Raw genomic sequence first — 26,460 nt, 5'->3', positions numbered from 1 at the left:
AAATTGTTATTCATAAACAAAAATAAGACTGTCCTTAATTAGGACAGTCTTACTGCTTACTATTGATGTACTATCTTTTGGCAAAGCTTTCACATGTTTTATATAGTTCGTCACTTTATCATCATCATCTTGCGGATATTGATATTCATATTTGTTAGCGATTTCGTTCGCCACTTCCCTAAATAAATCACCCATGACAAAGAATGACTCCCATATGTTTTCATATTCTGCATTAGAAAATGTTCTTTTAAATTGCACCCACATATCTTTTTCAATATATTGCTCGAAATGCTTTCCAAACTTCCCTGCATTAACTGTAAAATCTGTTTTCATACCAATATACCATTCTAGCATTACGATGAACATATCTCGCACTGGTCCCTCCAGCATTCCTTTTGCATAAGAAAGCTCTTCTCTCCATAGCCCTTTTGCCACATTCGTACTACACCACCAAAATTCATTACAACAATCCAAAAACTCTTTTTCTGTAGGCTTTTTTATTAAGTAATCTTTATCGCTTGCTGGCGGGAATCCTTCCATACAATTATCTTTATCGAGAAGTAATTTACTTAAACTATCTTGTCCAACGAACTTTTTTATTAACTCAACTGGAACTAGCGTTAAATCAATCCGATTCCCATCCATGAACTGCATTAAATACGGAAACTTCCCATCTTCATCTGGTTGAACTAACGACATTTCTTCTGGCATTTGTACTATCATTATTTCTCCAAATCTATGAACCCAATTATGATTAGACGTAAAAGATTGTATATCATTTACAACATACATAATATCATAGTCTTGAAAACAATCTCTTTTCACATTTGGATTTACACGCGATCCATTCAGGATAACTGCTCGAATTCTTCCATCCTCTTTTGCTGTATTAATAATTAAGTCTAGCATTTCTTTTTCAGTTCTCATCTACTTATAGCCTCCAATTTTTTGATATATAATATAGCGTTATGTATGTCGGAGGCCCACGAGCTAATCTCGTTATACAAGATACATGTTATAATTTTTCAAACATCTTTTTCATTCTATCTATCTCCTTACCTCATTCTTTTACGATTGCCATTACAAATCCATCGTATCCCTTACTTCCGACAGTTTGAAGCGCTGTAGCACTAACACGTGGCTCAGCAGCTATTAATTCATAGAAACGACGTATCCCTTGTACACGAGGATCGGTACTAGTATTGTCAATAACTTCTCCTTCACGTACTACGTTATCCCCAATAATTACAGTACCCGGTCGTGATAGTTTTAGTGCCCATTCAAAATAAGCAGGGTTATTTTGTTTATCAGCATCTATAAAAATAAAATCAAACGGTTCATACTTCTCGTTTTCTATTTGTTGTAAAGAATCTAACGCTAATCCTGTTCGTATTTCAATTTTATCAGTCAAATTAGCACGCTCAATATTGCTACGTGCAATTTCAGCATGTTTTTCACTTGCTTCCAATGTAACAACTCGGCCTCCAGATGGCAATGCTCTAGCAAGCCATATCGTGCTATACCCGCCTAGCGTGCCAATTTCTAAAACATTACGAGCCCCTTGAATTTGTACTAATAGTTGTAAAAACTTCCCTTGCATTGGTGATACATCATGTGCTGGCAAATTAGCTGAAACATTAGTTTGAAGAACCCCTTCTAATGTAGAATCTTTCGGTATTAATACATCACTCATATATTGATCAACAGCCGTCCATTTCTCAATTGTACTCATGTAAATACCATCCCTTTCAATTTCCCAATGCTTTCTACCATTCACTTTTAATTATACCGAAAATTCTGTCTCGAATACAAAAAATAAAGAAGGTACATCTACCCCTTACAGAATAGATATCCCTTCTTTTAAAGTTAAATTTACTTCCTATGGATTAGTAGACCAAAGCCCAGCAGATTTAATAAATGTACGTTTATTTAATTTCAGCTGCGCTACGATAAATTCTGCAATATCTTCTGCTTGCATTACTTTATCAGGGTTTCCATCAGTTAATCCTAAATCTACAGCCATATCAGTCGCTACTGTACTTGGAGTTAAAGCTGTTACACGAATGTTATGTTTGCGAACTTCCATCGCTAACGATTCTGTTAGGCCAAGGACACCAAATTTAGAAGCACTATATGCACTTGTTACAGGTGCACCTTTTTGTCCTGCTGTAGATGAAATGTTAATGATATCACCAGATTGTTGTTCAATCATGCTCGGTAAAGCAGCACGAGTTGCATAATATACACCCATTAAGTTTACTTGAATGATTTTTTCCCAATCAGCAACATCTAATTCTAAAAACTTACCGAACTTAGAAATACCAGCGTTATTAATTAAAATATCGATAGATCCTAAACCATTTTTTAACGTTTCAATCGCAGTAGTCACTTCTTCGTATGAAGAAACATCAGCAGTTGCAATAACAGCTTTTACACCTTCTGCTTCTACTTCTTTCGCTACAGCTTTTAAGTTTTCTTCTGAACGAGCTAATAGTCCTACATTTACGCCTTCTTTCGCTAATGCGATTGCGACAGCGCGACCAATCCCTCTACCTGCTCCTGTAATTAAAGCATTTTTGCCTTGTAATAATTCTGCCAAGTATAACACTCCTTAATCATCTCAGTTATGTATTATATTAAAATTGTATCTATGTTTATGTAAAAAGGCAATGATGCACTTTCATGTGCGTAGGTTACTTGTAGGTAACTATAGAAAGTTTTTATTTATAAGTTTCATTTTTTTACCATTATTCATGTAAAATAAAAACAAATCCAGCATAGGGGAGTGTATGTGTATGAAAAGAAAAAAATGGGTCTTGTTACTAGTTGCAGTCGGACTATTTATCATATTGTTTGCCCTGTACTTTATATTTGGTAATCCACTAAATTATAAAGTAATAGAAAAAGATACTAGCCATTATCTCCATACTAAAAAAGGTTATAAGCAAGAAGAAATACAAAACATAACCGGAAAATATACTCCCCTTTATAATATTGGCTATTATGCAACAGTAGTATATAAAGACGAACCATATTTTACATACTCTTATACATACGATGATAATAAAAAAATAATACAAGACAACGGTATTTTAGGAAGACATACTGAGTCATTTGAACATCTTAATTTAAACTGGTCGTTGTTTGACCAGTTAGTAGATGGTATTCATACAAACTTGCAGGGAAGAGGTTTAAAAGAAAAGAAAGATTATTCTATACGAAACGTTCAATTCATTGATATAGATGACGATAAAAACGGTGCAGAAGCATACGTTGACTTTAAGAACGATAAAGAATCTGATTACTCATACCGTATGAATAGCGAAGGAAAAGCTTATCAATATAATTGCAGTAACGGTAAATGCATTTTTAAAGAAAAATAGTGTTAGAAGGCTCTCCTTCTAACACTATTTTTCTTCATAATTAGGAATACACACAATAAATTCTGTTCCATTTCCTTCTTCACTCTCTACTTTTATCTCTCCTTGATGAAGGTCGAGTACTTTTTTTACAATAGCTAAACCTAGGCCACTTCCTCCATAGGCACGATTTCGTGAAGAATCCGCTTTATAAAAACGCTCAAAAATATGTTGTTTCTGTTCTTCTGATATACCGATTCCCGAATCACGGATGCGCACTTCCACTACTGTTTCATGTTCCTTTAACTGAATAGTAATCGTGCCACCGCTTGGAGTAAATTTAATACTATTATGAATTAAATTAATCCACACTTGACTCATACTTTCTTGGTCAGCAATAACATGTACTTTTTCTAAATCTAGTTCTAACTCGATTTCTTTTTCAGCCCAGAGTGGTTCACTATTTAACACAATTTGCTTTAACTGCTGATCTAATCGATAACTCACTCTTTCTGGTATATACTCTTCTGATTCTAAAAGAGTTAGCTTCAATAAGTTTTGACTTAGTTTAGATAATCTCGTTGTTTCAGTTTCAATAATGGTAAGATAATGTTTTCTTTTTTCCTCAGAAAGATTATCGTCTTGTAGTGCTCTAGCAAACCCTTTTATAGAAGTTAATGGTGACTGTATTTCATGAGAAACATTCGATACAAATTCTTGTCTCATTTTCTCCATCGTATTCAGTTCATCTGTCATATCATTTATACTTTTTACGAGCACACCAATTTCTCCATCATACTTTTCTTCATTTCGTATTTTTACGGAGAAGTCTCCTTTTGCAATTTTTTGTATCGGTTCAATAATAGTCCAAATCATTGCCTCTCGTTTTGGCCTCATTAATATTCCAATTAATGTCCAAATAAGAATAATAAATACAAAACCGACCATATCACTAATTAGAAAGGCAACAAATGGCGATACGTTTACGTCAAAAGCATTCAATATACTAGTTGCTACATAAAATGCGATAGACCAAATGATAGTAAGAAAAGAAAAGAGCGCTAATACCGCTCCAAATACTTTCAGCATCTTCAACTTACTCATTCGTTTTCTTTTTCTCATTTACTTACCTCTAAGCGATACCCTAATCCTCTTATTGTTTTAATACTAAATTTCGACTGCTCTTCTTGAAACTTCTCACGTAACCGATTAATATGAACGTCTAGTGTACGTTCATTCCCTTCAAAATCATATCCCCATATTTCTTCAATTAATTGCTCTCTCGAACAAGTTCTTCCCGATTTAGACCCTAAAGTAAAGAGCAGCTCAAATTCTTTTAACGGTAACATAACCGTTTGTTCTCCAGATGTAACTTCGAATGTTTTACGATTTAATAATACATTTCCAACTTGAATCGATTGTGAAACTGTAATTTGGTAACGTTTCAATAATGCCTTTACTCTCACTACTAGTTCTATAGGGTCAAATGGCTTTACAAGATAATCATCTGTCCCAAGGTGAAATCCTTTTACTTTTTGTGATGTTTCCCCTTTGGCAGTTAGCATCAGAACCGGGATATCATAGTATTTTCTTAATTCAAAACATACATCAAATCCATCCATATTTGGCATCATGATATCAAGAATAACCATATCGACTTTTACGTCATCCATTTTCCGAAGTGCATCTACTCCATCAATTGCCTCATATGTTTGAAAACCTTCTCGTTCTAAAAATACAGAAACGAGTTCCCTAATGTGTGGATCGTCGTCTACTATTAAAATTTTAGGTATCAAAGGAACCATTTCCTTTCTACTTAGCATCTAATATATTTTTTTAAAATGCACCCTCTTTAATTTTCAATTGTTGCGTTGCAAACTCACGATACATATCATGCGTCTGTAATAATTCATCATGCGTACCACTACCTGTAAGATTCCCTTTTTCAATAAAGATAATTTTATCTGCATCTACAACAGTAGAAAGTCTATGCGCAATCACTAACGTTGTTCTGCCTTTCATTAAGTTATTTAACGCTTTTTGAACGACAGACTCAGATTTACTATCTAAGCTTGAAGTTGCCTCATCGAGCATAAGAATTTGCGGATTTCGAAGTAACGCTCGGGCAATGGCAATTCGCTGTCTTTGTCCACCAGAAAGCTTCACACCGCGTTCTCCAACTTCTGTTGCATAACCGTTTGGTAAGTCATGAATAAATGCATCAACATATGCCATTGCTGCTACTTTTTCAATTTCTTCATCCGTTACTTCACCTTCAACGCCGTAACAAATATTATCACGAATCGTTCCATCGATTAACGGACTATCTTGTGATACGTAACCGATTTGACGTCGCCATGACTGTAATGAATAACTCGTAATTGATTCTTTTCCTAATTTAATGGCACCACTAGTTGGCTCATAAAAACGTTCCAGTAATGAGAATAACGTTGTTTTCCCACTACCACTTGGTCCTACAATCGCTGTCACTTTTCCAGATTCAATTGTGAAATCAATATTTTTCAAAACTTGCTCTTCTTCGTTATACTCAAAATGTACATTTTCAAGAACGATCGGTTGCTTAGCATTTGTCACTTTCACACCAGTTTCATGATCTTCTACTTTATATTCTAAAATCGTACTAATTCTTTCCGTTGCACCAATTGCCTTTTGGAATTGTGTAAAGAACATAGATAATTGACTCATCGGCATTACAATTTGAACTAAATACAAAATAAACGCTACAAGTTCACCAGTTGTTAATGCACCGCTAGAAACTCTCATCCCGCCATATCCTACGATAATAACAAGTAGTGCCATTAAAACAAACGACATAACTGGCGAAATTAATGCTTGCACTTTTCCTTCTTTCAAACCAAATTGTAATAACTTTTGTATGCCTGTATTACCCGTTTCATATTCTCTTTTTTCTGTATTTGAAGATTTCACTAAACGAATTTCTGATAACACTTGCGTTAACACACTTGTAAAAGATGCCGTTTCATCTTGAAGCGCTTTTGAAATCTTATACATTTTTCGTCCAAGTGGAACTAAAATTAATACAGACAACGGAATAACCGTTAAAAGTAAAGCAGTCATTTTCCAATCTAACACAAATAATACAATTAACGATCCAACAATTGAAATACCACCTGTTAATAAGTTTGACAAATGCTCAGAAATTAACGTTTTCACAACACCTGTATCATTCGTCATACGGCTAATGGTATCACCTGTTCTATTTTGATCGTAATAAGATACCGGCAAGATAAGTACCTTTTTCCACAAACGTTCTCTTAGTCCCGCTACAATCTTCTGCCCAATATAATTTAGTAAATATATAGACAACCCTGCCGCAATAGTTTGCATTACAAAGAAAGCAACTAACCCAACAATTTGTCCTGCACTAATTGAAGAAAGCGAAAAATTATCTACTAATCCTTTTGTTAGCATAGGAATAAATAAACTCGCTCCCGTAGAAAGCAAACTCATTAATAACGCAAAAATTAAAATTCCTTTCGGAGGATTTGTATCTTGAATAAGGCGTAAAAACTGCCTCCAGCTCCCTTTTTTCTTCATTTCATTTCTAACTTCCATTCCTGTTCATCTCCTCATGTTAAACCAAACTATTCTTTCTAAAATTAGAATACGATACAAATGTAAACTGAATGTAAACACACTTTTTCTATTTTTACAAAATATACATAAAAACTCATCTTTACAACAGATATAAACATCTGATATTATTACCTGGTACTTAATATTATTCTATGTGAATTATAGATAAATAATTTAAAACACGATATAAATCTCCAGTTAGTGAAAGGAGTATCCTTTTTGCAAACAAATATACATTCTGAAAAGGAAACAATTATTTTTATTCATGGATTAGTTGGCAATCGTCGCGCCTTCAAAAAGGAGCAAAAACGATTTTCTGCCTCCTACAACATTATAACTTATGACTTATTAGGTCACGGTGATGATAAAGGAGAAGCAATCGACTTTTCATTACAGCGTCTCGTAGATCAATTATTAAACTTATATGAACAAGAAGGTATTAAAAAAGCTCATATTTGTGCGCTAAGTTACGGCTGTTACATCTCTACAATTTTTGCACAAATGCATCCAGAAAAAGTATTAAGTATTTGTCATATTGGAGGACATTACAATAACCCTTCTCGCTTATATAGCGTATTCCAAAATTTTTGGGAGAAGCGAGGGGATGAATACTCTAAATGGCTCTCTCAATACGCAAATACTATTTTTCCAAGTGGTATACTAAAAGCAAATCCGTTTGCAGTCATTTCAAGAAATATTTACTACCGTTTCGGATTACAATTACATTCATCCATTATTGCCCAGTCATTACGACATCGGTTAGAATTCGATTTAAAGTCTAAATTAAAATCACTTCCTCACCCTATACTATGGGTAATGGGAGAGCATGATCATCTCTATAAATCTTGTCTATTTGATTTGAAATCTATTTTACCTAACGTTCTATATAAGGAAATACCTTTAGCAGGACATGCAGCGAACTTATTTCGTCCTAACTATTTCCATGACTTATATGATCGATTTTTAAATGGAAATTTAACATAAAAACTATTAAACTTCCAATTTATACAACTATAAAAAGGCTTCCCAAGTTTCCTTGGAAAGCCTTTTCTCTATACGAAAAGTATATAAAACTACTTTTTCTTAGTATGCTTTTGTGTAACCTAATAGGTGCTTGCTCCAGTAAGAGTTACTTACAGAACTAATACGTACACCAGTTGCATCTGTTTCTGCACTAATGAACTGACCGTTTCCTAAGTAAACACCCATGTGAGAAGGACCTGATTTATAAGTATTTTGGAAGTATACTAAATCACCTGGTTGTGGATTGCTAGTTTTTGTTTTAGAGCTCCAGTATCCAGCAACTGTTTGACGAGCGCCTTTATGACCAGTTTGATTTAATACGTAGTGAATGAATCCACTGCAGTCAAAACCAGCAGGTGTTGTACCAGCAGTTCTGTATGGTGAACCATTTAAAGATCTAGCGAATCCAGCGATTGAAGATGTATCTCCACCTGTTGTTGGTTTTTGTACGTCTTTACCTGGTTGTTGAACGTTATTTGTAACGTTATTGTTATTGTTATTGTTATTTGTAACGTTGTTTACTCCGCCTTTTACAAACTTAACGAAGTCTGCACTTACGTAACCCGTGCGGCCGTTATGGTTAATTTTGTACCAGCCATTTTCAGCGCCAGTAACGTTTAGTACTTTACCATTTGTTACTCCACCGATTACAGCGTTGTATGTAGCTGGGCCTGTACGTACTTTTAAAGCACCAGTGTTAACAACATAAGAACCACCAGTTTGAACTGTTGTAGTATTGTTGTTTGTAGTTGGTTGTTGTGTTTGGTTAGATACAGCAGAACCACCTTTTGTTACGAAGTCTTTGCTTACGTATCCAGTTCCACCATTGAAGTTGATTTTAAACCAATCTTGTACTTCACCTACAACTTGTACTGTTTTACCTTTGTTTACAGAACCTAATACTGTATGAGATGTACTTGGGCCTGTACGTACGTTAAGTGAAGAAACGTTTACTGTGTAAGTACCTGTTCCTTGTTGAACAGTCGTTCCTGTTTTGCCACCAGTCGTTACGAAGTCACCACTTACATAACCTGTTTGACCATTTACGTTTACTTTGAACCAACCGTTTTCTTGTCCAACTACTTGTAGCACTTGACCTGATTTCACTTTAGAAATAACGTTATGTCCTGTACCAGCACCTGAACGAACATTTAATACATCAGCAGTTACTGTGTATTTTAATTCAGAAGTTGTTTCTACAGTTTTTGTTTCAGTTACAGTCGTTTGAGTTTGAGTTTGTCCATTAATTTCTTTTAGCGCTTCATTTGAAACTTGTGCATGAGCAGAATCCATTCCTGGAACTGCAACGCCAGCTACAGAAGCTGCTGCTAAACCTGCAATTACTTTTTTCATAAGTTGTCTTTACTTCCTTTCCCTACTATCCTCTTAAAAAAAAACTTAAAACTTTAATACTTTACAATATTATCAAAGTAAAATATTCATCCAGTTCCATTTTTTAGCAAGAGTTTTATTTTTCACACAGAGTTCATTTTAAATGAACAAAGTGAAATCCGTGTGAACTTCATGTGAACTTTATCATTAATTATAGTGTTTTTGCAATGATTTTTTCAAATTTCTTATATATCGCATAAAAATTCGACATTTCATTTAATATCTCAATATAAAACATCCCTTTTCTATCTTCTATAAAAAATTCTATTAACCTAATACAAACCACATTATGTATTTCCTTATAAAGCTCCTTACATGAAGTATACTTTCATCATGACAAAAATCACTCTATTTATCAATAGTATAATATTTTTAGAAAACTAAATTTCTATACTATCTACAATTTTGAAATAATTTGACGAATTGTAAGATTTATTTCACAAAAACCATTTCTCCTTTAAAGAAAACACACACTATACCAACTGTTTTCTTTTCCGATAATGGAATTTATAGGATAATCATAGTATTATATATCATAATAAAACTTTAATTAGTAAAGGTTTTATCCCCCCGCTAATTATTAACCCTCACTACTCGGGCTACCCATTAATGCGGAATTTTATTGGAATAAAAAGAGGAGGCATATTTGTGAGAAATATAATAGATGATCCAATACAAAAAAATATAGAGCCATACTATGCTTTTATTCAATTCGTTTCAATGATAACATTACAAAAAGTATCAGCTATTGAAATACGTAAAAATGAATTAAAAAATCAGATGAAAAATGCTGGACAAAAAAACCCTTATTACGTATAAAAAAGGTGAACAGGTTATATTCCTGTTCACCTTTTATCAAATTATTTTATTTATAAATTTTCACACGGTTTTCTAACGGTTGGAATTCTTTTTCACCAGCATGTACTACCGGTTTACCAAATGGCATTTGCGCAGTGAGCTTCCAATTTGCTGGAACATCCCACTCTTTTCTCACTTCTTCATCAATTAGCGGATTGTAATGCTGCAACGTAGCACCAAACCCTTCAATTTCTAAAGCTGTCCAAATTGCAAATTGTAACATTCCTGATGATTGCTGAGACCAAGTTGGGAAATTATCTTTATATAATGCAAAGTTTGCTTGAAGGCCTTCCACAACTTCACTGTCTTCAAAATATAAAACCGTTCCATAACCACTTTTAAATGCGTTCATTTTTTCTTCAGTAGGTGCAAAGTTATTTTCAGGTACAATTTTTCTTAATGTTTCTTTCGTAATATCCCATAATTTATCATGTTGTTCTCCTAATAAAACAACAACGCGAGCACTTTGAGAATTAAAAGCTGAAGGTGTATGTTTTACAGCATGATAAATCACTTCTTGAATTTTTTCATCAGAAACTACTTGCTCTTTACTAATTGCATAAATAGATCTTCTGTCTTCAATTGCTGAGTAAAAATCTTTTGCCATCATAATTCCCTCCAATTTTCAATTGAGGCTATTTCATATGTATATGTCATATTACGCCCCTCAAACTTATTATTAATAAGCTTATAACTTTATAATATCACAGCAACAAATAAACTCAAATGATAACACTTGTATTTAGAATCTTTTTCCTTTTTAAAGTTAAAATAAAAAGACCGTTTGTTGTTATCTAAAATTAGTAACAACAAACAGTCTTACTTATGTAGCGATCTAGATTCGTATTTTACTTACTTAATTAACTAATCCAAATGCATACGACATTAACTTATTTGTCTCTGTAAAACGTTTTGTTTTACTTGATGTCCCCATGACCACTGTAATAATTCGATTATCACCTTGCTTTGCAGTCCCCGTAAAACAGTATCCTGCGCTATCTGTAAATCCAGTCTTTAGTCCGTCCATTCCTTCTATATATAAACTTTTATTATTTTTATTTAACATGTCGTTTGTGCTTATAACATTAATATTATTAAATGCTAGCTGACTTTGACGTAAGTGAGTCACTTCTAATATTTCCGGATAATCTTTTATAAGATGATACGCCAATTGTGCTACATCACCAGCCGTCATTTTTGTTTCACTTCCATCTGGCTCTTGTAATCCAGAAGCATTTGCAAATTTAGCATGTTCCGACATTTTTAACTGTTTCGCTTTTGCATCCATAAGCTGAACGAAATCTTTCTCCGATTTTGCCATATGTTCTGCTAAAGCCACAGCTGAATTATTAGCTGACTCAATCATTAATGCATGATATAAATCTTTAACAGTTAATGTGTCATTAACTTGTACTGGGATTCTCGCTCCCTCTGTTTGTGCCGCCTTCGCACTCATTTTAACTGGATCTTCCCAGCGAACTTTCCCGTTATGTATACTCTCTAGTAGGAGATACGCTGTCATCATCTTAGACATACTAGCCGGTGCAAAAGCTTCATTTTCATTATATTGATAAATAATATCTCCATCACTCGCATCGATAATCATAGCCGCTTTTGCGTTAATTTCTGGTGGGATGTACTTTGGCGGGACTACTTTTTCAGTAAATCCTGCTTTAGGTAGTTCTGCCACTTGCAAAAGTTGTCCTTCTACATTCGCTACGCTCTTTTGATTTCCTTGGAATAAGAACCAACATATCCCTAAAATAATGACTAATAGGACTGTCATCCTTCCCCATTTTAACCGATTCATTTCAAAACTCCTTTAGCAAACCTTTTATACACTCACATTTAACCTTAACAACAATTCCTTTATACAGTCAAGGTAAAAAGTATATTTATTCATATACAGTAATTATTATTTTAATTTGTTTATGTTACACTAATAATACTGAAATATAAGAATATTCAACAATAAAATCTTGTAAATAAACTATTTAATAGAAGGGATTCATACAAATGCTACTTCCAAAATCATTAAAATATGGAGACACAATTGGGATCTACTCCCCTTCTTCACCAGTAACCTACACTTCCCCAAATAGATTTGAACGAGCAAAATCTTACTTACAACAGAAAGGGTTTCATATATTAGAAGGTTCATTAACAGGTCGATATGATTTTTATCGTTCTGGTAGTATACAGGAGCGTGCTGATGAACTAAATGCCTTGATAAGAAACCCTAATATTTCTTGTATTATGTCAACAATTGGTGGGATGAATTCAAATTCAATATTACCTTATATTGATTATGATGCTTTTCTAAATAACCCTAAAATAATGATTGGATATTCAGATGCAACTGCTTTATTACTAGGAATTTATGCTAAAACAGGAATCCCTACATTTTATGGGCCAGCTCTCGTCCCTTCCTTTGGCGAATTTGAACCTTTTGTTAATTGTACATACAAATATTTTGCAGAAACTTTACTACATCATCAATCTCTTCCTTATCATATAAAACAACCATTATTTTGGTCAGATGAATTTATTAATTGGGAAGAAAAGACTAAGGAGAAAGAACTTCGACCAAACAATTGGATTTCAGTAATTGACGGAAAAGCTACTGGTCGTATTATTGGCGGGAATTTAAACACGATACAAGGAATTTGGGCTAGCCCCTATATGCCACATATTCAAGAAGGCGATATTCTCTTTATTGAGGACAGTTCAAAAGATGCAGCTACTATCGAAAGAAGCTTTTCATTCCTTAAAATTAACGGTGTATTCGATAAAATTTCAGCTATCATTCTTGGAAAACATGAGCAATTTGATGATTGTGGTACAAATCGAAAACCTTTTGAAATACTGTTAGAAGTACTTCAAAATCAAAAAATTCCTTTTCTAGCTGACTTCGATTGTTGTCATACACATCCAATGATTACTATACCTATCGGTGTTCAAGTAGAGTTGGATGCAACAAATAAAACAATACATATTGTAGAACCTTGGAAAAAATGAATGCATGGCTTCTATTGTTTTACAATAAAATCCATGCAGCTAAGTTTCCCATTGCTTCCATCTCATTTTTTGTTGCTTATTTCGGACTAGTTGTACTTTTATTCGGATATGCAATTTTATGGCAACAAGTAATTAAACATTTCGAAATTTCAAAAGCATATTCACATCGCGGGATTATTATACTATGGTCAATGCTTTGGTCAGTATTTCTATTTGGAGATACGATTTAGTGGAATCATTTACTTGGTGCAGCTATTATTATCGTTGGTGTAATCGTTTATTGTATCCAATAATAAAAAGCTCCGTTTATCACAAACGGAGCTTTTTACTATTGACCTAAATTTTGCACCTTATCTTTCAAATCTCGAACTTGATCTACCGTCTGCATAAGCTCTGAGTTTTTAAATTGCTCTACATCCACTTTTCCTTCTTCTATCTTTGTCATCGCCGTATCAATTAACGTATTTAACTTTTCGTTATATCCGACGATTTGTTGATGAAGATCCTTTGCTACATCAGGTGGCGTTAATTCATTGAATGCGGGTATATCTTGTTTAATTTCACTAAGCTTCGTTTCTAATTCTTTTCGAGCCTCGCTATCATTAACGGCCTTTTCTGCTAATGCTGGTGCATCGTTTGCAAATGCACTTATTTCATTTACATAGTCTGTCGCCTTTTGAGCATAATCTATGGAGTTCTTTCCTTCTTCCACTATTGAACATCCCATTAAACCAATTGAAACTATAAATACTAATAAAATTGATTTTATTTTCATTTTAGACTCCCTTCGTCTTTATCATTGTCTGTAATTTTCTCTATACATAACTTCTAGCTAAATTGTTTATAACCTTTTTCAAATAGCTATTTATCCTCTTACATGCCCTATTATCGTTACAACATCTATTTCTATATGTACGCTTATAATATCTTCAATTATATCCATATATCCTTGTCCTATAGCTGTTCCATAGTGTAATGTAAGCCCCTTCTTTTCATACACTGACTTTGGCACTGAAAAAATAAATCTCCTCAAGTTTCTTTCATCAGCTGGTTCCATAATTAAAACAATCCCATCCTCATCAAACATATACGCTCGCCCTCCAACTTTACATTCACTATGGCTCAGTATTGCCTTGGTCAGCAAAATTTAAAACATAATAAGTTAAGATACACTCCGCTCTATCATAAAGTGAAACTTTAATTAGCCCTCACCAGTCGAATCTTTACCAGCAAATAGCGGGATAAAAATAAAAAGCATTCATTCTTTTTTGTTAAGAATGAATGCTTTTTAAAAAATCAATTTCTAACTCTAGCATCTTTTTTTGACGAGGTTTTACTTTCCTTACGGGAACTCCAGCGTAAATATACCAATCATCTAAACTCTCTTTTACCATACTCATCGCGCCGACTGCCGTTCCTTCTCCTACCGTTACATTTGGAAAAATAATAGAATTAGCACCAATAATCACATGTTTTTTTAAAATAACTTTTTCTGCTTTCACATTCCTATATTGATTCGGGACGGTTGGCCCCATTAATGTATTTCCACTGAAATCATCAAGTACTGCATATACGATTGTTTTAGCTGAGATGTTTGCAAAATCATGCATTTCAATCCCAACTTCCCCTCCATATAACGCTGTATACGCTGATATGTGCGAATAACTTCCAATTGTGATTTTACCACTTAAAATGCAAAAATCATCAATTCTTACATGATTGCCAACTGATATAGCACTCGGATTATATATACTTGCTTTTTTACTAACCAATACATTTTTCCCAACAGATAAAAATCCAATTTTCTTTAGTTCTTCTTGACTATAAAAACTATTCATCTACCGACACCACCTTCTGCTCTAAACAGATTACAATTTGCTCTACTAGTTCTTTCGTCATTCCTTCCCATAAAGGTAAACTTACGATTCGTTTTGCTATTTTATTCGTTTTTGTTAAATCTGCAGACTTATAGTTTTTAAAAAGAACTTGTTGGTGGCAAGATGGTGAAAAGTATAATCTAGCTTCTATTTTCTGTTTTTTCAGTTCTTCTATTACTTGTATGTTGCGAACTTCTTCTGGACAGATGATAGGCATAAATTGGTGAATAACTGCTTCTGTCTTTTGGACTTCCCACCCTTTTTTCATTAACCCAGTATTTTGTAACAACTGTTTATACCATTCAGAAATACGGGTGCGTTCTTTTAATTTTTGATCCCACTTTTTTACAGTCGCAATCCCAATAGCTGCTGCGTATTCAGACATTTTACAATTAAACCCCATCATCGTGCATTCACGATTTTTATCAAATCCGAAATTCCCCATTCTTTTAATACGTTGTATATCTTCTTCGTTTTTACTATATATGAGCCCTCCTTCACCAATTCCGAACGGCTTTGTTGCATGAAAGCTATATACGATCATTCCACTAAAATCTTGACCGTAATGCACCCCTCCATTCATTAATCCAAATCCCGGCGCCGCATCTACGACAACCGGAATCCCCTTCTTCTCTAATTCTTCATATTCTTCTAAGTTCATCCATGATCCAAAGGTGGCGTATGGGACAACAATCGCAACCTCTTCTTTTAATTCTTCTATCTTATCCAAAAGTACCGTTTTATCCATATACCAATCATCTATTGAAATATCAATAAAGTAAGGTTCCAATCCACACCAAATAGCGGCTAAGGCAGTCGCAGGGAATGTAAAGCTAGGCATGAGAGCATACTTTCCCTTTCTTCTTTTCTTTAGTTGAATAGCCGCCATTAACCCTAACGTTGCGTTTGCTACTGTTGTAACAGCTCCCCTGTTTTGAAAAAATGACGACATAATTGTTTCCTCAAAACGTTGATTTATAGGTCCATAATTCGTATATATGTGAGATGTATCAATTTCCTTCAATTCGTCCAAATACTCACTTACAGGTACAGTTGAAGCACGTAAAAAAGGAATATTCTCCATATCTATCTATTCCTTCCTATCATTTTCGGACAATATAGAGCATATCTGTTTCAGATAATCCAAATTTCCTAGCACTTTTCATTCCTTGTTTTTCTGCTATGTTATATAATTCTACCTTAAATCCTGCATTCATTAATCGTTGAATAAATCCCGATTGATTATAAATTCTCACATGATCTTCTTGACCAAAAGCTAGTTTCCTCAATTGTGGTGTTACAATTAATTCATTCTCTACAATAAAATCTACATTCATTACGATTGGTACTTGAATAATTCCCCATCCATTTGGCTTTAACACTCTATATAACTCTCGCATTGCTTTGTCATCATCAGGAACGTGTTCTAACACATGACTACATAATATTACATCAAAAGTATTACTATCATATGTAATCCTTGTAACATCAATTTCCTTCATTAATGGATCCTTTGGTTCTAAGTCACCACATACATACGTAATATTTTTATACTCGTTAAACCAATCTCTTAACTTCGCTTCAGGTGCAATATGAAGCATTGTATAGTTTCTATTTAACAAGTCCGTTTCCGTTTCAATGTACGCACGATACAATCTTTCACGATCCATCGAATTACAAACTGGACATATCCCTGTATCTTTATTCCACATCTCAAATTTGTATTTTGGAAAATCATAATGCGCTGGCCAAGGTGAAAATTTTTCAAATTGTTTATTGCAATATTGACAATAACAAGATTCTTTCTCGAACATATGAGCAACTAACTTGTTTAATCCTTTTTTTATCTTTTCATTATAAATTTGATCTAGTTCGCCATTTCTTACTGCATCCTTAACTATAAATCCCGCATTTTCTAAACAATAAGATAAACTCTCTTTATACTCACTTTCGGAGCTTAAAAATCCACTATTATATGCATCTATAATTAATTCAATCCACTCTTCAATTGTCATTAAAATAAAATGCATTTGTTTTTGATTTTGGCCACTATGTTGTCTAAAATAACTAAGAGGTTCTTGTATATAAACTACTTTTCCTTTCCTCATCATATCTAGCCAAGTTGCAATGTCATTAATAGCAGAATAAGCCTTTCCTTTAAAATACCCAAACTTCCCGTCAAACAAATCACGATTAAATAAAACAGTTGTCGGCTCACCAACTACATTTTTTAAGTTTTTTAACATATAATTCCCTAATTCTTTTCCTTCAAAAAGTGTAGTTTCTTTCGCGATTTTCATATTCAATGTTGAAGGTGGTAATATCTCTCCATTCTCATCAATCAGTTCACGATATGACGTCACAAATGAAATATTTTCTAACGTCAAAAAGTATTGCATCATTCTCTCGATCTTTTCATGATGAAATAAATCATCATCTAATAAAAAGTTTATATAGTCCCCATCCGCAAGTTCTACACACTTATTAAAGTTTTCGGCAACTAACGGCGTTTCATTTTTAACATATGTAATACACTCATATTCACGTAAGTACGGTTGAATCATAGCATTGACTTCATTATTTGTACTGTCGTCAGAAATAATAATTTCTATATTTTCATATGTTTGATTCAGAGCACTGTTGAGTGCTAATTCCAAGTAATAAGGTCTATTGTACGCAGGAATAAGTATACTTACTTTCGGTAAAGAAGAATTATTATTTATATGTTGTTTTTTCTTTTCTATGTTTATTTTCTTCTCTCTAATTTTTTGGTAATAATCTAATGTATATAATATGGATGATGGAACTATCCTTCTTGCATAATCTAGAAAATTAGTTATCGCTTTGTCTAACTCTTTTTCGGTGGATAAGAAACCATATTGTTCTCCTGCTATAATACTGTGTGAAAAATCTTCTAACCCATCCATCATTTTATTAGATTCATTTAACTGTTGATCTGGATGTAATCGAAAGTAACTAAGTGTCTCTGCTATATATACTGCTTTTCCTTTACTTAATAAAGATAACCATGAAGCTATATCTACGTTACATAAATACCGCCTCTTATCAAAAATCCCATACGGTTCTTGCAAATCATTTTTACGAAATAAAACTGTTGTCGGTTCTCCAATATAATTTTTTTGCTCCACAATTACCTTATTTCCTAATTCTGTCCCCTCTATAATCGTATCCTCTTCAAATAAACGGACAGTTGAATAAATATGTCGTAGTTCTTTCCCTTTATCATCAATTACTTGACGATGAGATGTTACTAGCTTAATTTCATTATCTAGATCATTGAAAAAGTACTTCATCATCTTTTCAATTTTATTCACATGAAATATATCATCATCCATTAAAAAATTTATATACTCACCATTCGCTTCATGAAATAACATTAACGCATTTTCAAACTGTCCGAGAGTTGATCTGTTTTTTATATAAATAATATTTGAATGATTACATAAATATTTTTGTAACATCTTTTCTGTTTCGTCATTCGTGCTGTCATCTCCAACTATAATTTCTATATTAGGGTACGTTTGTTCTAACACACTACATAAAGCCTTTTCAAAGTAGTGAGGACGATTATACGTAGGAATTAATACACTTACCAATGGAAGTTGCTCTACCACCTCTTCAGTTCTTTCAATACGAGTTCTCATTTTAACTCTCTCACCTCTTCGCATATTATTTATATACGCGACACAAAAATCACATTACTTTAACTGTATGGAGCCTATATACTTTTATGCAAACATGAAACAAAATATCATACTTTTCGTTCCTGAATAAACATATTTAATAAAGCGGACATTTTATTTGCACCTTTTTTATTCATATGATCACTATCATAAAAATCAGCCTCACAAAATAATGGCGAATCAAATAGGTCTATGATTTGAAAAGAATATTGAGTTTGAAACTCATTTATAACTTTATAAAAATCTTCTTTTAATTTCTTACTACTACAATTGAAATAATGTAAAGTAACAGGGAATACAACAATTAATGGCTTTATATCGTTTTTCAACAGTAATTCTAAATATTTCTTAAAAATCATTTTATTTTCAACTAAAGTATGAGGATACACCAATTTAGTATGTGAAGCTGCTCTTATTTTCCCGTGTTCTTCAAAAGGAATATGAAGAGAAGTAGTATTCCATTCAGCATTTATCCAAGGCAGTATCAATGATTCATCTTTTAGTTCGTCTAATAAAATATATTCAAAATGCAAATTAAAAATAGAAAGAAGTGGTTTCGGAGTATTTAGATGTGAGAATCCATCAGTGGGTAGAGGAGAGTGAACTACAGTATGATGACCATCTTGAAACAATGGATAATATACTTTGTGAATTCTATATGATTCAGATGATAACGACATATCAAAGTAAAACGAGAAATAGGCTATTCCTATTAAACAATATTGAAATGAATGATTGTTTGATAAAAGTTGTGACGCTATTAAATAATCATAGTATAGATCTTGCGATGGAAGTGTTAATTTTATTGACTTTTTTGAGAGAAGCTCCGTACTTATGCCACAATGTGGATAAGACAAACCGGTAGCAAACAATTCATACGTCGGATCACTCTTTGCTTTTTTCATAGAAATGTATAAAGACATAAGATCCGGATTTATTTGATAGATAGAAATTAATTTATCCTTCCATTCATACATGTATTTTGTTAAATTAATAATTTTTGAACTTTGCACGCCCCTATTTATCAAGTCATTTGTAAGTTTTTCTGCGTCCACTCTCCAAATGACTATATATTGAAAAGAACTTTCTATACGAACAACATCTGAAACGTCTACAACATGAACTATTGTTTTACATTTATTTTTGTCTAATGTATTTCGAATCCTATCCCCTGATAATTCATCACTTAAAACAATGATTTTATATTGCTCCTTCATGTACATCCCCTCCATTATATGTATAATATGAAATTCATTTTTAATTCGTAACAATCATATACACCTTCAATCTAACAAAAAAATAGCTCCACCATTAGGCGTAGCTATTTTTACAATTATTGCTTATTCAAATCATATTCCTTTATCTAACTCATAAAGTTTACGATACTTTTCATTTTCTTTCAGAAGTTGTTTATGACTACCTTGCATGACAATTTGGCCACGATCAAGGAATATAACTTCGTCTACATGTTCTATTCCTACAAGATGATGCGTAATCCAAATAACCGTCTTTTCTTCCGTTGCAGAAAACATTGTTTCAATTAAAGACAATTCTGTTTTTGGATCTAAACCGATAGTCGGTTCATCAAGTACAATAATTGGTGTTTCTTGCATAAGAGTTCTAGCAAAAGCAACTCTTTGTCTTTCCCCACCAGAAAACCGCTTTCCCATTTCATGCATTTTTGTTTGTAATCCGTCTGGAAGAGAAGTAACATGTGAAGCTAGTTGTGCTTTCTCTAAAGCTTTCCATATCTCTTCATCCGTCGCCTCTGGTTTGCCAATTCGTACATTATTTCCAATTGTCGTATCAAACAAATGCGGCTTTTGATTTAATACAGAAATATATTTAGATAAAAGATTCGTATGAGCTCGTTCACCATTCAATACAACTTGGCCATTTACTGGGCTTAACGCCCCTGTTAACAATTTTAGTAAAGTAGATTTCCCTGTCCCACTTCTCCCTAAAATAGCAATTTTCTTCCCTGCTTTTATTTGTAATGATACATCTTTTAATACAATCTCATTACTATCTGGATAACTATACGATACGTGATTCAGTTCAATATCTACATGTTTTGGTTCAATATAATCTTTCTCTCCATGCAAATCCGTTTCATCATGTAAAACACTATCACTTTCTACGCCATTAAGACGATGGGTAGATTCTACGTACGACGGTATTCGATCGATGGCATCTGCAATAGGAATAAGCGCGTTCGTTACAGATAAAGTCATTAATACGAAAGCTGCGATAACTGTAGGAGCAATTTGTTCACTTGCCGCTCCATTCCCAGTCCATATGATCATCGAAATAACTACAATACCTACTACTAATTGAATGATACTGTCCCGAATATGATACCAGCGTTTCACTCTCTTTTCGATTTTTAACAACTGATCATTTTGTTTTACATACTCATTAATAAATTCATCTTTACGACCACTTGCTTGCCAATCAGATAATCCAAAAACAGCATCTGTCAGTTGTTGATACAAACGGCTTCTGCCTTGCTTTAAAGTAACATGATGTTTCTTCATCAAAAGTAATGATACAAATGGAAGAAGAAACACGATAATAGCTAACATACAACCTAGAATAAGTGCAAACACAAGGTCAAATGCACCGATAACAAGTACGAAGATACTATAAACAACTAGCGCTAATATACTAGGAAATATTGTACGTAAATATAGGTTTTGCAAATGCTCTATATCTTCGGATAACACTCCTAACATATCACCCGTTTGAAATCGAGAACGGAAAAATAACGCCTGTGGTTCTACTATTCTATATAGCTTCGTTCTCATTTTTTCTAATATACGTAGTACGACATCATGTCCGACTAAGCGCTCTATATAATGAAACACAGCTTGCCCTATACTAAACGCTCTTGTTGCAACAATAGGAACATATACAGCCATTACATTTTCTGGTCTAAGGGCAGATTTTGAGATTAAATAACCTGAAATAAAAAGTAACATCGCTCCTGAACTAACTCCAAGAAGACCAAGGAAAATAGTTAAAGTCATTCTACCTTTATTTTGTTTTATATAAGGTTTAACCCAGTTACTCATTTCTCTCCCCTCTCTTCCCTATGGAAATGTAATGTCTCATTCTCTAAAAGTTCTTCATACGTCCCACTTTCTTTCATTTCCCCTTTATTTAAAATAAGGATATGGTCCATTTGTTTCATCCAATGTAGACGGTGAGTTGCTAAAAATACTAACTTTCCATTAAATAGACGTAACATCGCTTGCTTTATTTCAAATTCGGTTTCAATATCAAGATGTGCCGTAGGCTCATCTAATAAAATGATTGGTTTTTTACTTAAAAGCGCACGCGCCATAGCAACACGCTGTTCTTGTCCGCCACTTAGCATACGTCCACCTTCTCCAATTCTTTCGTGTATCCCATTTGGAAGTGATGTAACGAGTGAACGAAGGCCGACTTCATTAATAACTCTTTCAACTTCTTCATCTGTTGCATTTGTTTCATAAAAACGAATATTATCCTTTAATGAAAGCGGAAATATATAGGGTTGCTGCGGAATATAAGCAATATTTTTTTGCCAATCTTCACGAGTAGATCCATCAACTTCTACACCATTTACTAACATCTTTCCACTCGAAGGAGATAAAAAACCTGCTAATACGTCGATTAACGTCGATTTCCCTGCACCACTTTCACCAATAACACCAATAGCACCGTTACCTTCCCAAGTAAAATTAATCCCTTCTAATATAGCCTTTTCAGATTCAGCATTATTAACTTTGATATCTTGTAATTTCAAGCTACTAGAGGCATTCCATACTATATCTTCATTTAAATCTTTCTTTTGTATTCCTTTTTGTTGTTGCAAAATCTCTTCTATTTGCTCCATCGCAATTTGTCCATCTAATGTCGCATGATAATTTGCTCCCACTTGTTTAATCGGCAGAAAATATTCCGGAGCTAAAATCAAAATTGTAAGGGCTGGTAATAGTATAATCGTTCCATCTATTAAACGTATCCCTAATCCAACTGCCACAAACGCGATTGATAAACTCGTAAAGAAATCTAATGCAAAAGAAGAAAGAAAAGCAACTCGCAAAGTACGCATCGTTGCTTTTCTATATCTTTTACTTACTTTTTCAATCTTTCCTTCGTGCTGTTCACTTTTCCCTAAATACTTTAATGTTTCTAAACCTTTTAACGTATCTACAAAATGGTTCGAAAGTACACGATATATCTCATACTGACTATCTGCCATTTTTTGCGCTGCTAATCCGAGAAGAATCATAAATATAATCACGATAGGAATCGTTACAACTAAAATGATTCCAGACTCAATATCTAGCGTAAAAACATATAGTACAATTAGACCTGGAACGATACTACTTCTAATCATTTTAGGAATCGTTAATTCAATATATGTTTTAAATTTCTCAATCCCCTCAATTGATAAGGTAACCAGATGACCCGTTCCAACAGTTTGAACATACCTTGGACCTAATGTGAAATATGCCTCTATCAATTGTTTTCTTAGTAACGACCCTGTTTTTTCGGCAAAACGTTCCACTAATATTTGTGATGTTCGAACTACTATGTTACGCGCTGCAAACGCGATACCAAAATAAACAATTTCACTTAATATTGTTTGTACTGTCTCTCCATGAAATAAAAACGTAATAGCTCGTGCTAAAAAGATTGTTTGCGCAATAATACTAAAAGCTTCTAAAATACTAATAATAGTTAACGCTACATATAAAATACCGCTACCGGGATAAGACGGAAGTCCTCTTTTTCTTTTCATTAGTACTCCAAATCGTTGTCTGACTTAACAGGTTGTCTAAATACATAATAACTCCATATTTGACTTCCGATAACGAAAGGCAAAATAGCAATCGCAAAGTAAGTCATAAGTTTTAATGCATAAGCTCCTGATGCTGCGTTGTAAATTGTCAAATCATTCATTGCTCCTAAAGAGCTAATCATAACACGTGGGAACATACCGATAAATACACTCGCACTTAGTAAAATGATTGTTAAACTCGTCATAAAGAAAGCCCAACCATCTCTTCTTCTTTTATTTAATAACGTGGACACTAATAGTGCTACAAAAGCTCCGATTGGTACCATAATCCATTCTGTTCCATGAGCAGTGAAAATGTCGGTTTTCCATAACCCCACACCAGCAAAAACAAGAAGTGTAATTAATGAAAATGGTGCAATTTTTATTGCAGCAATTCGTGCACGTTCTCTCAATTTACCAGTTGTACGTATCGTAAGAAATTGTAATCCGTGAACAATACATAGTAGGAGAAACATTACTCCCCCAAGTAACGCAAATGGATGAAGTAATTGCAGGAATCCACCTACAACATTTTTACTCTCATCAATAGGTACACCTATCATAAAGTTTGCAATCGCAACTCCCCAAAGGATAGGAGGTAACATACTTCCAATAAACATCCCCCAATCCCACGCACTCTTCCATTTATGATTATCTATTTTCGCACGAAATTTAAAGGAAACACCTCTTAAAATTAAAGCAAGAAGCATAAATACAAACGGAATATAAAAACCACTAAATAAAGTTGCATACCAGTGCGGAAATGCCGCAAACATGGCTCCACCAGCACAAACAAGCCATACTTCATTCGCGTGCCAGAACGGTCCTATTGTATTTAAGTAAACTCGTTTTTCAAAATCATTCTTTCCTAAAAACCTCGAAACCATTCCTACCCCAAAGTCGAAACCTTCCAGTACAAAGAATCCAACAAATAAGATTGCAATAACTAAAAACCATAACTCATTAAGAGATAACATACTCTTCCTCCTTATCAAATGGATCATGGCTTTGATAATCCTTTTTCGTTTTCTTATTCTTGTGGCCCTTAATGGTACGAACAAATAAGTACACACAAATTCCACCCATAATTAAATACATTGATGTGAATGAAATAAGTGAGAATAATACTTCACCGAATGTTACATTTGGTGATACAGCATCTTCTGTTTTCATTACACCAAATACAACCCAAGGTTGACGACCCATTTCAGTCATAATCCACCCTACTGTATTACCGATGAATGGAAGAGAAATTGCATACACCATTAATTTTAAATACCACGTTTTTTCAGCTAAACGATCTTTTCTTGATAAGAACCATCCGTAAGCTCCTAGAAGAAGCATGAATGTTCCACTCATTACCATCGCTCTAAAACTCCAAAACATTGTATGCACTGGAGGAATATAATCTCCAGGTCCATATTTTTCTTCATATTGTTTTTGAATTTGATTCATCCCTTCAACTTGACCGCTAAACTTATCATACGATAATAGACTTAGCATATAAGGGATTTGAATTTCAAACGAATTTTCTTTCTTCTCTGTATCAATTTTCGAAAATACTGTAAATGGCGCTGGATCCTCACTTGTATTCCATAGCGCTTCAGCTGCCGCCATCTTCATTGGATGTGTCTTAATTAATTGTTGCGCTTGTGCATGACCGAAGAATAATACAAGCGCCGTTGTAATTGTTCCAACAATGATAGAAATGCGGAAAGATTTTTTAAATACTACAGTTTCTTGTCCTTTTGTAATTTTCCATGCACTTACACCCGCAATAAAGAATGCACCTGTTGCAATTGCTGCTGTAATTGTATGCGGGAATTGTACCCATAGTTGTGGGTTTTGAATAATGGCTAAGAAATCATTCATTTGTGCACGACCATCAGCTGCCATTTCATACCCGACAGGTGACTGCATAAATGCACTTGCAGTTAAAATCCAGAATGCTGATAACATCGTTCCAATTGAAAGGAGCCAAATACACATTAAGTGAATTCGCTTCGGTAATTTATCCTCACCGAATACCCATAAACCTAGGAATGTAGACTCAATGAAAAATGCGAGTAATCCTTCAATTGCAAGCGAGGGACCAAATACATCACCTACAAAACGTGAATACGTTGACCAGTTCATACCAAACTGAAATTCTTGTAAAATACCTGTTACTACACCTACTGCAAAGTTAATAAGGAATAATTGCGTCCAAAACTTTGCCATCTTCTTATATACTTCTTGCCCTTTTACCACATACAACGTTTGCATGATCGCAATAATAAAAGCTAAACCAATTGACAGCGGAACAAAAAAGTAATGGAAAATCGTTGTTGATGCGAACTGTATTCGTGCCAATTCGAGCGTTTCCATACTAAAATCACTTCCTTCATAGTTTTTATAATAAAAGTTAATTGAGCAATCTTATCAAACTCAATTATTAAGAAATACGAAAAGACAAAAACATTTTGTATGTATTGTCGAAAAATATGAAGTTTCAGTTTTTCAAACTATTGTAATGCTATTTTTTACCTTTTCACTATTTCTGTAGTGTTTTATTCGTTAATCGAATTGTATAATATACCTGCATAGTAAATTCAGGTTATTTTTGACGTATTATTGACATCATTTTGTCTGAAATATGTCTTTTGTCATTTTTTTGAATCAGATTTTTTTCATTAGCAAAATGTGTTTTTTCAATATACGGCTTACTTTTATATCTATAAAACAATCATTTTTTCTTCATACACTTGACTTTCAACCGAAAAAATGTCCTCGAAACTACC

Annotated in this window: 23 protein-coding genes and 1 pseudogene; 5 read left to right on the top strand and 19 right to left on the bottom strand. The window is 33.6% G+C overall.

Going from position 1 to position 26,460, the window contains the following annotated elements; all coding sequences use genetic code 11:
- Positions 1-6 precede the first annotated feature (6 nt).
- From N2V79_RS09745 to N2V79_RS09735, 3 genes are all read right to left on the bottom strand, one after another.
- Complete coding sequence (locus tag N2V79_RS09745) at positions 7-927, bottom strand: aminoglycoside 6-adenylyltransferase (RefSeq protein WP_340719805.1); 921 nt, start codon at positions 925-927, stop codon at positions 7-9.
- 133 nt (positions 928-1,060) lie between these two features.
- The gene (locus tag N2V79_RS09740) at positions 1,061-1,732 is read right to left on the bottom strand and encodes an O-methyltransferase (protein ID WP_069355435.1); all 672 of its coding nucleotides are present in this window, start codon (positions 1,730-1,732) and stop codon (positions 1,061-1,063) included.
- A 147-nt stretch (positions 1,733-1,879) separates the two neighbouring features.
- Positions 1,880-2,599, bottom strand: a complete 720-nt coding sequence (locus N2V79_RS09735; RefSeq protein WP_000818985.1) for a 3-ketoacyl-ACP reductase — start codon at positions 2,597-2,599, stop codon at positions 1,880-1,882.
- A 196-nt stretch (positions 2,600-2,795) separates the two neighbouring features.
- On the opposite strand from N2V79_RS09735, the gene N2V79_RS09730 reads away from it, so the two are divergent.
- Positions 2,796-3,383 carry a DUF3139 domain-containing protein gene (locus N2V79_RS09730; RefSeq protein ID WP_053564723.1) on the top strand — a complete coding sequence of 196 codons (588 nt, stop codon included), beginning with the start codon at positions 2,796-2,798 and terminating at the stop codon, positions 3,381-3,383.
- Between the two features lie 24 nt (positions 3,384-3,407).
- On the opposite strand, the gene hitS is transcribed toward N2V79_RS09730, so the two are convergent.
- Genes hitS through N2V79_RS09715 form a run of 3 tightly spaced genes read right to left on the bottom strand, consistent with a single transcriptional unit; the run spans position 3,408 to position 6,956 of the window.
- Positions 3,408-4,481 (bottom strand): envelope stress sensor histidine kinase HitS, encoded by a 1,074-nt coding sequence (hitS, locus tag N2V79_RS09725; RefSeq protein WP_053564724.1) that lies wholly within the window; start codon positions 4,479-4,481, stop codon positions 3,408-3,410.
- Positions 4,478-5,155, bottom strand: a complete 678-nt coding sequence (hitR, locus tag N2V79_RS09720; RefSeq protein WP_015055113.1) for an envelope stress response regulator transcription factor HitR — start codon at positions 5,153-5,155, stop codon at positions 4,478-4,480. Before hitR ends, hitS begins: the two co-directional genes overlap by 4 nt.
- Positions 5,156-5,195: 40 nt before the next feature.
- Positions 5,196-6,956 (bottom strand): ABC transporter ATP-binding protein, encoded by a 1,761-nt coding sequence (locus N2V79_RS09715; RefSeq protein ID WP_053564725.1) that lies wholly within the window; start codon positions 6,954-6,956, stop codon positions 5,196-5,198.
- Between the two features lie 240 nt (positions 6,957-7,196).
- Here N2V79_RS09715 and N2V79_RS09710 point away from each other — a divergent pair, with 240 nt between their 5' ends.
- Positions 7,197-7,961, top strand: coding sequence for an alpha/beta fold hydrolase (locus N2V79_RS09710; protein ID WP_340719804.1), 765 nt, complete (start codon positions 7,197-7,199; stop codon positions 7,959-7,961).
- Between the two features lie 99 nt (positions 7,962-8,060).
- On the opposite strand, the gene entFM is transcribed toward N2V79_RS09710, so the two are convergent.
- Positions 8,061-9,353 carry an enterotoxin EntFM gene (gene entFM, locus N2V79_RS09705; protein WP_053564727.1) on the bottom strand — a complete coding sequence of 431 codons (1,293 nt, stop codon included), beginning with the start codon at positions 9,351-9,353 and terminating at the stop codon, positions 8,061-8,063.
- A gap of 687 nt (positions 9,354-10,040) precedes the next feature.
- On the opposite strand from entFM, the gene N2V79_RS09700 reads away from it, so the two are divergent.
- Positions 10,041-10,211, top strand: coding sequence for a hypothetical protein (locus N2V79_RS09700; protein WP_001244281.1), 171 nt, complete (start codon positions 10,041-10,043; stop codon positions 10,209-10,211).
- Between the two features lie 46 nt (positions 10,212-10,257).
- On the opposite strand, the gene N2V79_RS09695 is transcribed toward N2V79_RS09700, so the two are convergent.
- Positions 10,258-10,860 carry a nitroreductase family protein gene (locus tag N2V79_RS09695; RefSeq protein WP_002093949.1) on the bottom strand — a complete coding sequence of 201 codons (603 nt, stop codon included), beginning with the start codon at positions 10,858-10,860 and terminating at the stop codon, positions 10,258-10,260.
- A 246-nt stretch (positions 10,861-11,106) separates the two neighbouring features.
- On the bottom strand, positions 11,107-12,060 hold the full coding sequence (locus N2V79_RS09690; RefSeq protein WP_053564729.1) for a D-alanyl-D-alanine carboxypeptidase family protein: 954 nt from the start codon (positions 12,058-12,060) through the stop codon (positions 11,107-11,109).
- A gap of 206 nt (positions 12,061-12,266) precedes the next feature.
- Here N2V79_RS09690 and N2V79_RS09685 point away from each other — a divergent pair, with 206 nt between their 5' ends.
- Both N2V79_RS09685 and N2V79_RS09680 read left to right on the top strand, forming a co-directional pair.
- A complete protein-coding gene (locus N2V79_RS09685) occupies positions 12,267-13,268 on the top strand; it encodes a S66 family peptidase (protein ID WP_069355431.1) in 1,002 nt (333 codons plus the stop codon).
- Positions 13,265-13,495 (top strand): annotated as a pseudogene (locus N2V79_RS09680) (hypothetical protein); the annotation flags it as partial. The gene N2V79_RS09685 and the pseudogene N2V79_RS09680, both read left to right, overlap by 4 nt.
- 101 nt (positions 13,496-13,596) lie before the next feature.
- Here N2V79_RS09680 and N2V79_RS09675 read toward each other — a convergent pair.
- The 10 genes from N2V79_RS09675 to cydA form a co-directional block, all read right to left on the bottom strand.
- Positions 13,597-14,043 carry a DUF6376 family protein gene (locus tag N2V79_RS09675; RefSeq protein ID WP_000695203.1) on the bottom strand — a complete coding sequence of 149 codons (447 nt, stop codon included), beginning with the start codon at positions 14,041-14,043 and terminating at the stop codon, positions 13,597-13,599.
- 90 nt (positions 14,044-14,133) lie between these two features.
- Entirely contained in the window at positions 14,134-14,355 is a 222-nt protein-coding gene (locus N2V79_RS09670) for a hypothetical protein (RefSeq protein WP_000459099.1), read from the bottom strand.
- Positions 14,356-14,539: 184 nt separating this feature from the next.
- Positions 14,540-15,106, bottom strand: a complete 567-nt coding sequence (locus tag N2V79_RS09665) for an acyltransferase (RefSeq protein WP_001084185.1) — start codon at positions 15,104-15,106, stop codon at positions 14,540-14,542.
- Complete coding sequence (locus N2V79_RS09660) at positions 15,099-16,229, bottom strand: aminotransferase class I/II-fold pyridoxal phosphate-dependent enzyme (protein WP_340719803.1); 1,131 nt, start codon at positions 16,227-16,229, stop codon at positions 15,099-15,101. The genes N2V79_RS09665 and N2V79_RS09660 overlap by 8 nt, the downstream gene beginning before the upstream one ends.
- A 19-nt stretch (positions 16,230-16,248) precedes the next feature.
- The gene (locus tag N2V79_RS09655; protein ID WP_106822323.1) at positions 16,249-18,810 is read right to left on the bottom strand and encodes a glycosyltransferase; all 2,562 of its coding nucleotides are present in this window, start codon (positions 18,808-18,810) and stop codon (positions 16,249-16,251) included.
- Between the two features lie 107 nt (positions 18,811-18,917).
- A complete protein-coding gene (locus N2V79_RS09650) occupies positions 18,918-20,066 on the bottom strand; it encodes a hypothetical protein (RefSeq protein WP_069355428.1) in 1,149 nt (382 codons plus the stop codon).
- Positions 20,067-20,198: 132 nt separating this feature from the next.
- Positions 20,199-21,923, bottom strand: coding sequence for a thiol reductant ABC exporter subunit CydC (gene cydC, locus N2V79_RS09645; protein ID WP_340719802.1), 1,725 nt, complete (start codon positions 21,921-21,923; stop codon positions 20,199-20,201).
- The gene (cydD, locus tag N2V79_RS09640; protein ID WP_069355426.1) at positions 21,920-23,641 is read right to left on the bottom strand and encodes a thiol reductant ABC exporter subunit CydD; all 1,722 of its coding nucleotides are present in this window, start codon (positions 23,639-23,641) and stop codon (positions 21,920-21,922) included. The genes cydC and cydD overlap by 4 nt, the downstream gene beginning before the upstream one ends.
- Positions 23,641-24,657: a cytochrome d ubiquinol oxidase subunit II gene (cydB, locus tag N2V79_RS09635; RefSeq protein ID WP_069355425.1), complete on the bottom strand. Its 1,017-nt coding sequence runs from the start codon at positions 24,655-24,657 to the stop codon at positions 23,641-23,643. The genes cydD and cydB overlap by 1 nt, the downstream gene beginning before the upstream one ends.
- Positions 24,644-26,047, bottom strand: a complete 1,404-nt coding sequence (gene cydA / locus N2V79_RS09630; RefSeq protein ID WP_000448869.1) for a cytochrome ubiquinol oxidase subunit I — start codon at positions 26,045-26,047, stop codon at positions 24,644-24,646. The genes cydB and cydA overlap by 14 nt, the downstream gene beginning before the upstream one ends.
- Between the last annotated feature and the right edge of the window lie 413 nt (positions 26,048-26,460).

The sequence above is a fragment of the Bacillus sp. CH_70 genome (genome assembly GCF_038007045.1).
Classification (GTDB): Bacteria; Bacillota; Bacilli; order Bacillales; family Bacillaceae_G; genus Bacillus_A; species Bacillus_A cereus.
This window is presented reverse-complemented; position numbering and strand designations above follow the sequence as displayed.

Coding starts and splice junctions, on each gene's coding strand:
- N2V79_RS09730 (WP_053564723.1), top strand. CDS start 2,796: ATGAAAAGAAAAAAATGGGTCTTGTTACTAGTTGCAGTCGGACTATTT.
- cydB (WP_069355425.1), bottom strand. CDS start 24,657: ATGTTATCTCTTAATGAGTTATGGTTTTTAGTTATTGCAATCTTATTT.
- N2V79_RS09650 (WP_069355428.1), bottom strand. CDS start 20,066: ATGAAGGAGCAATATAAAATCATTGTTTTAAGTGATGAATTATCAGGG.
- N2V79_RS09665 (WP_001084185.1), bottom strand. CDS start 15,106: ATGAATAGTTTTTATAGTCAAGAAGAACTAAAGAAAATTGGATTTTTA.
- N2V79_RS09715 (WP_053564725.1), bottom strand. CDS start 6,956: ATGGAAGTTAGAAATGAAATGAAGAAAAAAGGGAGCTGGAGGCAGTTT.
- cydD (WP_069355426.1), bottom strand. CDS start 23,641: ATGAAAAGAAAAAGAGGACTTCCGTCTTATCCCGGTAGCGGTATTTTA.
- N2V79_RS09690 (WP_053564729.1), bottom strand. CDS start 12,060: ATGAATCGGTTAAAATGGGGAAGGATGACAGTCCTATTAGTCATTATT.
- N2V79_RS09695 (WP_002093949.1), bottom strand. CDS start 10,860: ATGATGGCAAAAGATTTTTACTCAGCAATTGAAGACAGAAGATCTATT.
- N2V79_RS09745 (WP_340719805.1), bottom strand. CDS start 927: ATGAGAACTGAAAAAGAAATGCTAGACTTAATTATTAATACAGCAAAA.
- N2V79_RS09655 (WP_106822323.1), bottom strand. CDS start 18,810: ATGAGAACTCGTATTGAAAGAACTGAAGAGGTGGTAGAGCAACTTCCA.
- N2V79_RS09685 (WP_069355431.1), top strand. CDS start 12,267: ATGCTACTTCCAAAATCATTAAAATATGGAGACACAATTGGGATCTAC.
- N2V79_RS09660 (WP_340719803.1), bottom strand. CDS start 16,229: ATGGAGAATATTCCTTTTTTACGTGCTTCAACTGTACCTGTAAGTGAG.
- N2V79_RS09740 (WP_069355435.1), bottom strand. CDS start 1,732: ATGAGTACAATTGAGAAATGGACGGCTGTTGATCAATATATGAGTGAT.
- cydA (WP_000448869.1), bottom strand. CDS start 26,047: ATGGAAACGCTCGAATTGGCACGAATACAGTTCGCATCAACAACGATT.
- cydC (WP_340719802.1), bottom strand. CDS start 21,923: ATGAGTAACTGGGTTAAACCTTATATAAAACAAAATAAAGGTAGAATG.
- entFM (WP_053564727.1), bottom strand. CDS start 9,353: ATGAAAAAAGTAATTGCAGGTTTAGCAGCAGCTTCTGTAGCTGGCGTT.
- N2V79_RS09675 (WP_000695203.1), bottom strand. CDS start 14,043: ATGAAAATAAAATCAATTTTATTAGTATTTATAGTTTCAATTGGTTTA.
- N2V79_RS09670 (WP_000459099.1), bottom strand. CDS start 14,355: ATGTTTGATGAGGATGGGATTGTTTTAATTATGGAACCAGCTGATGAA.
- hitS (WP_053564724.1), bottom strand. CDS start 4,481: ATGAGAAAAAGAAAACGAATGAGTAAGTTGAAGATGCTGAAAGTATTT.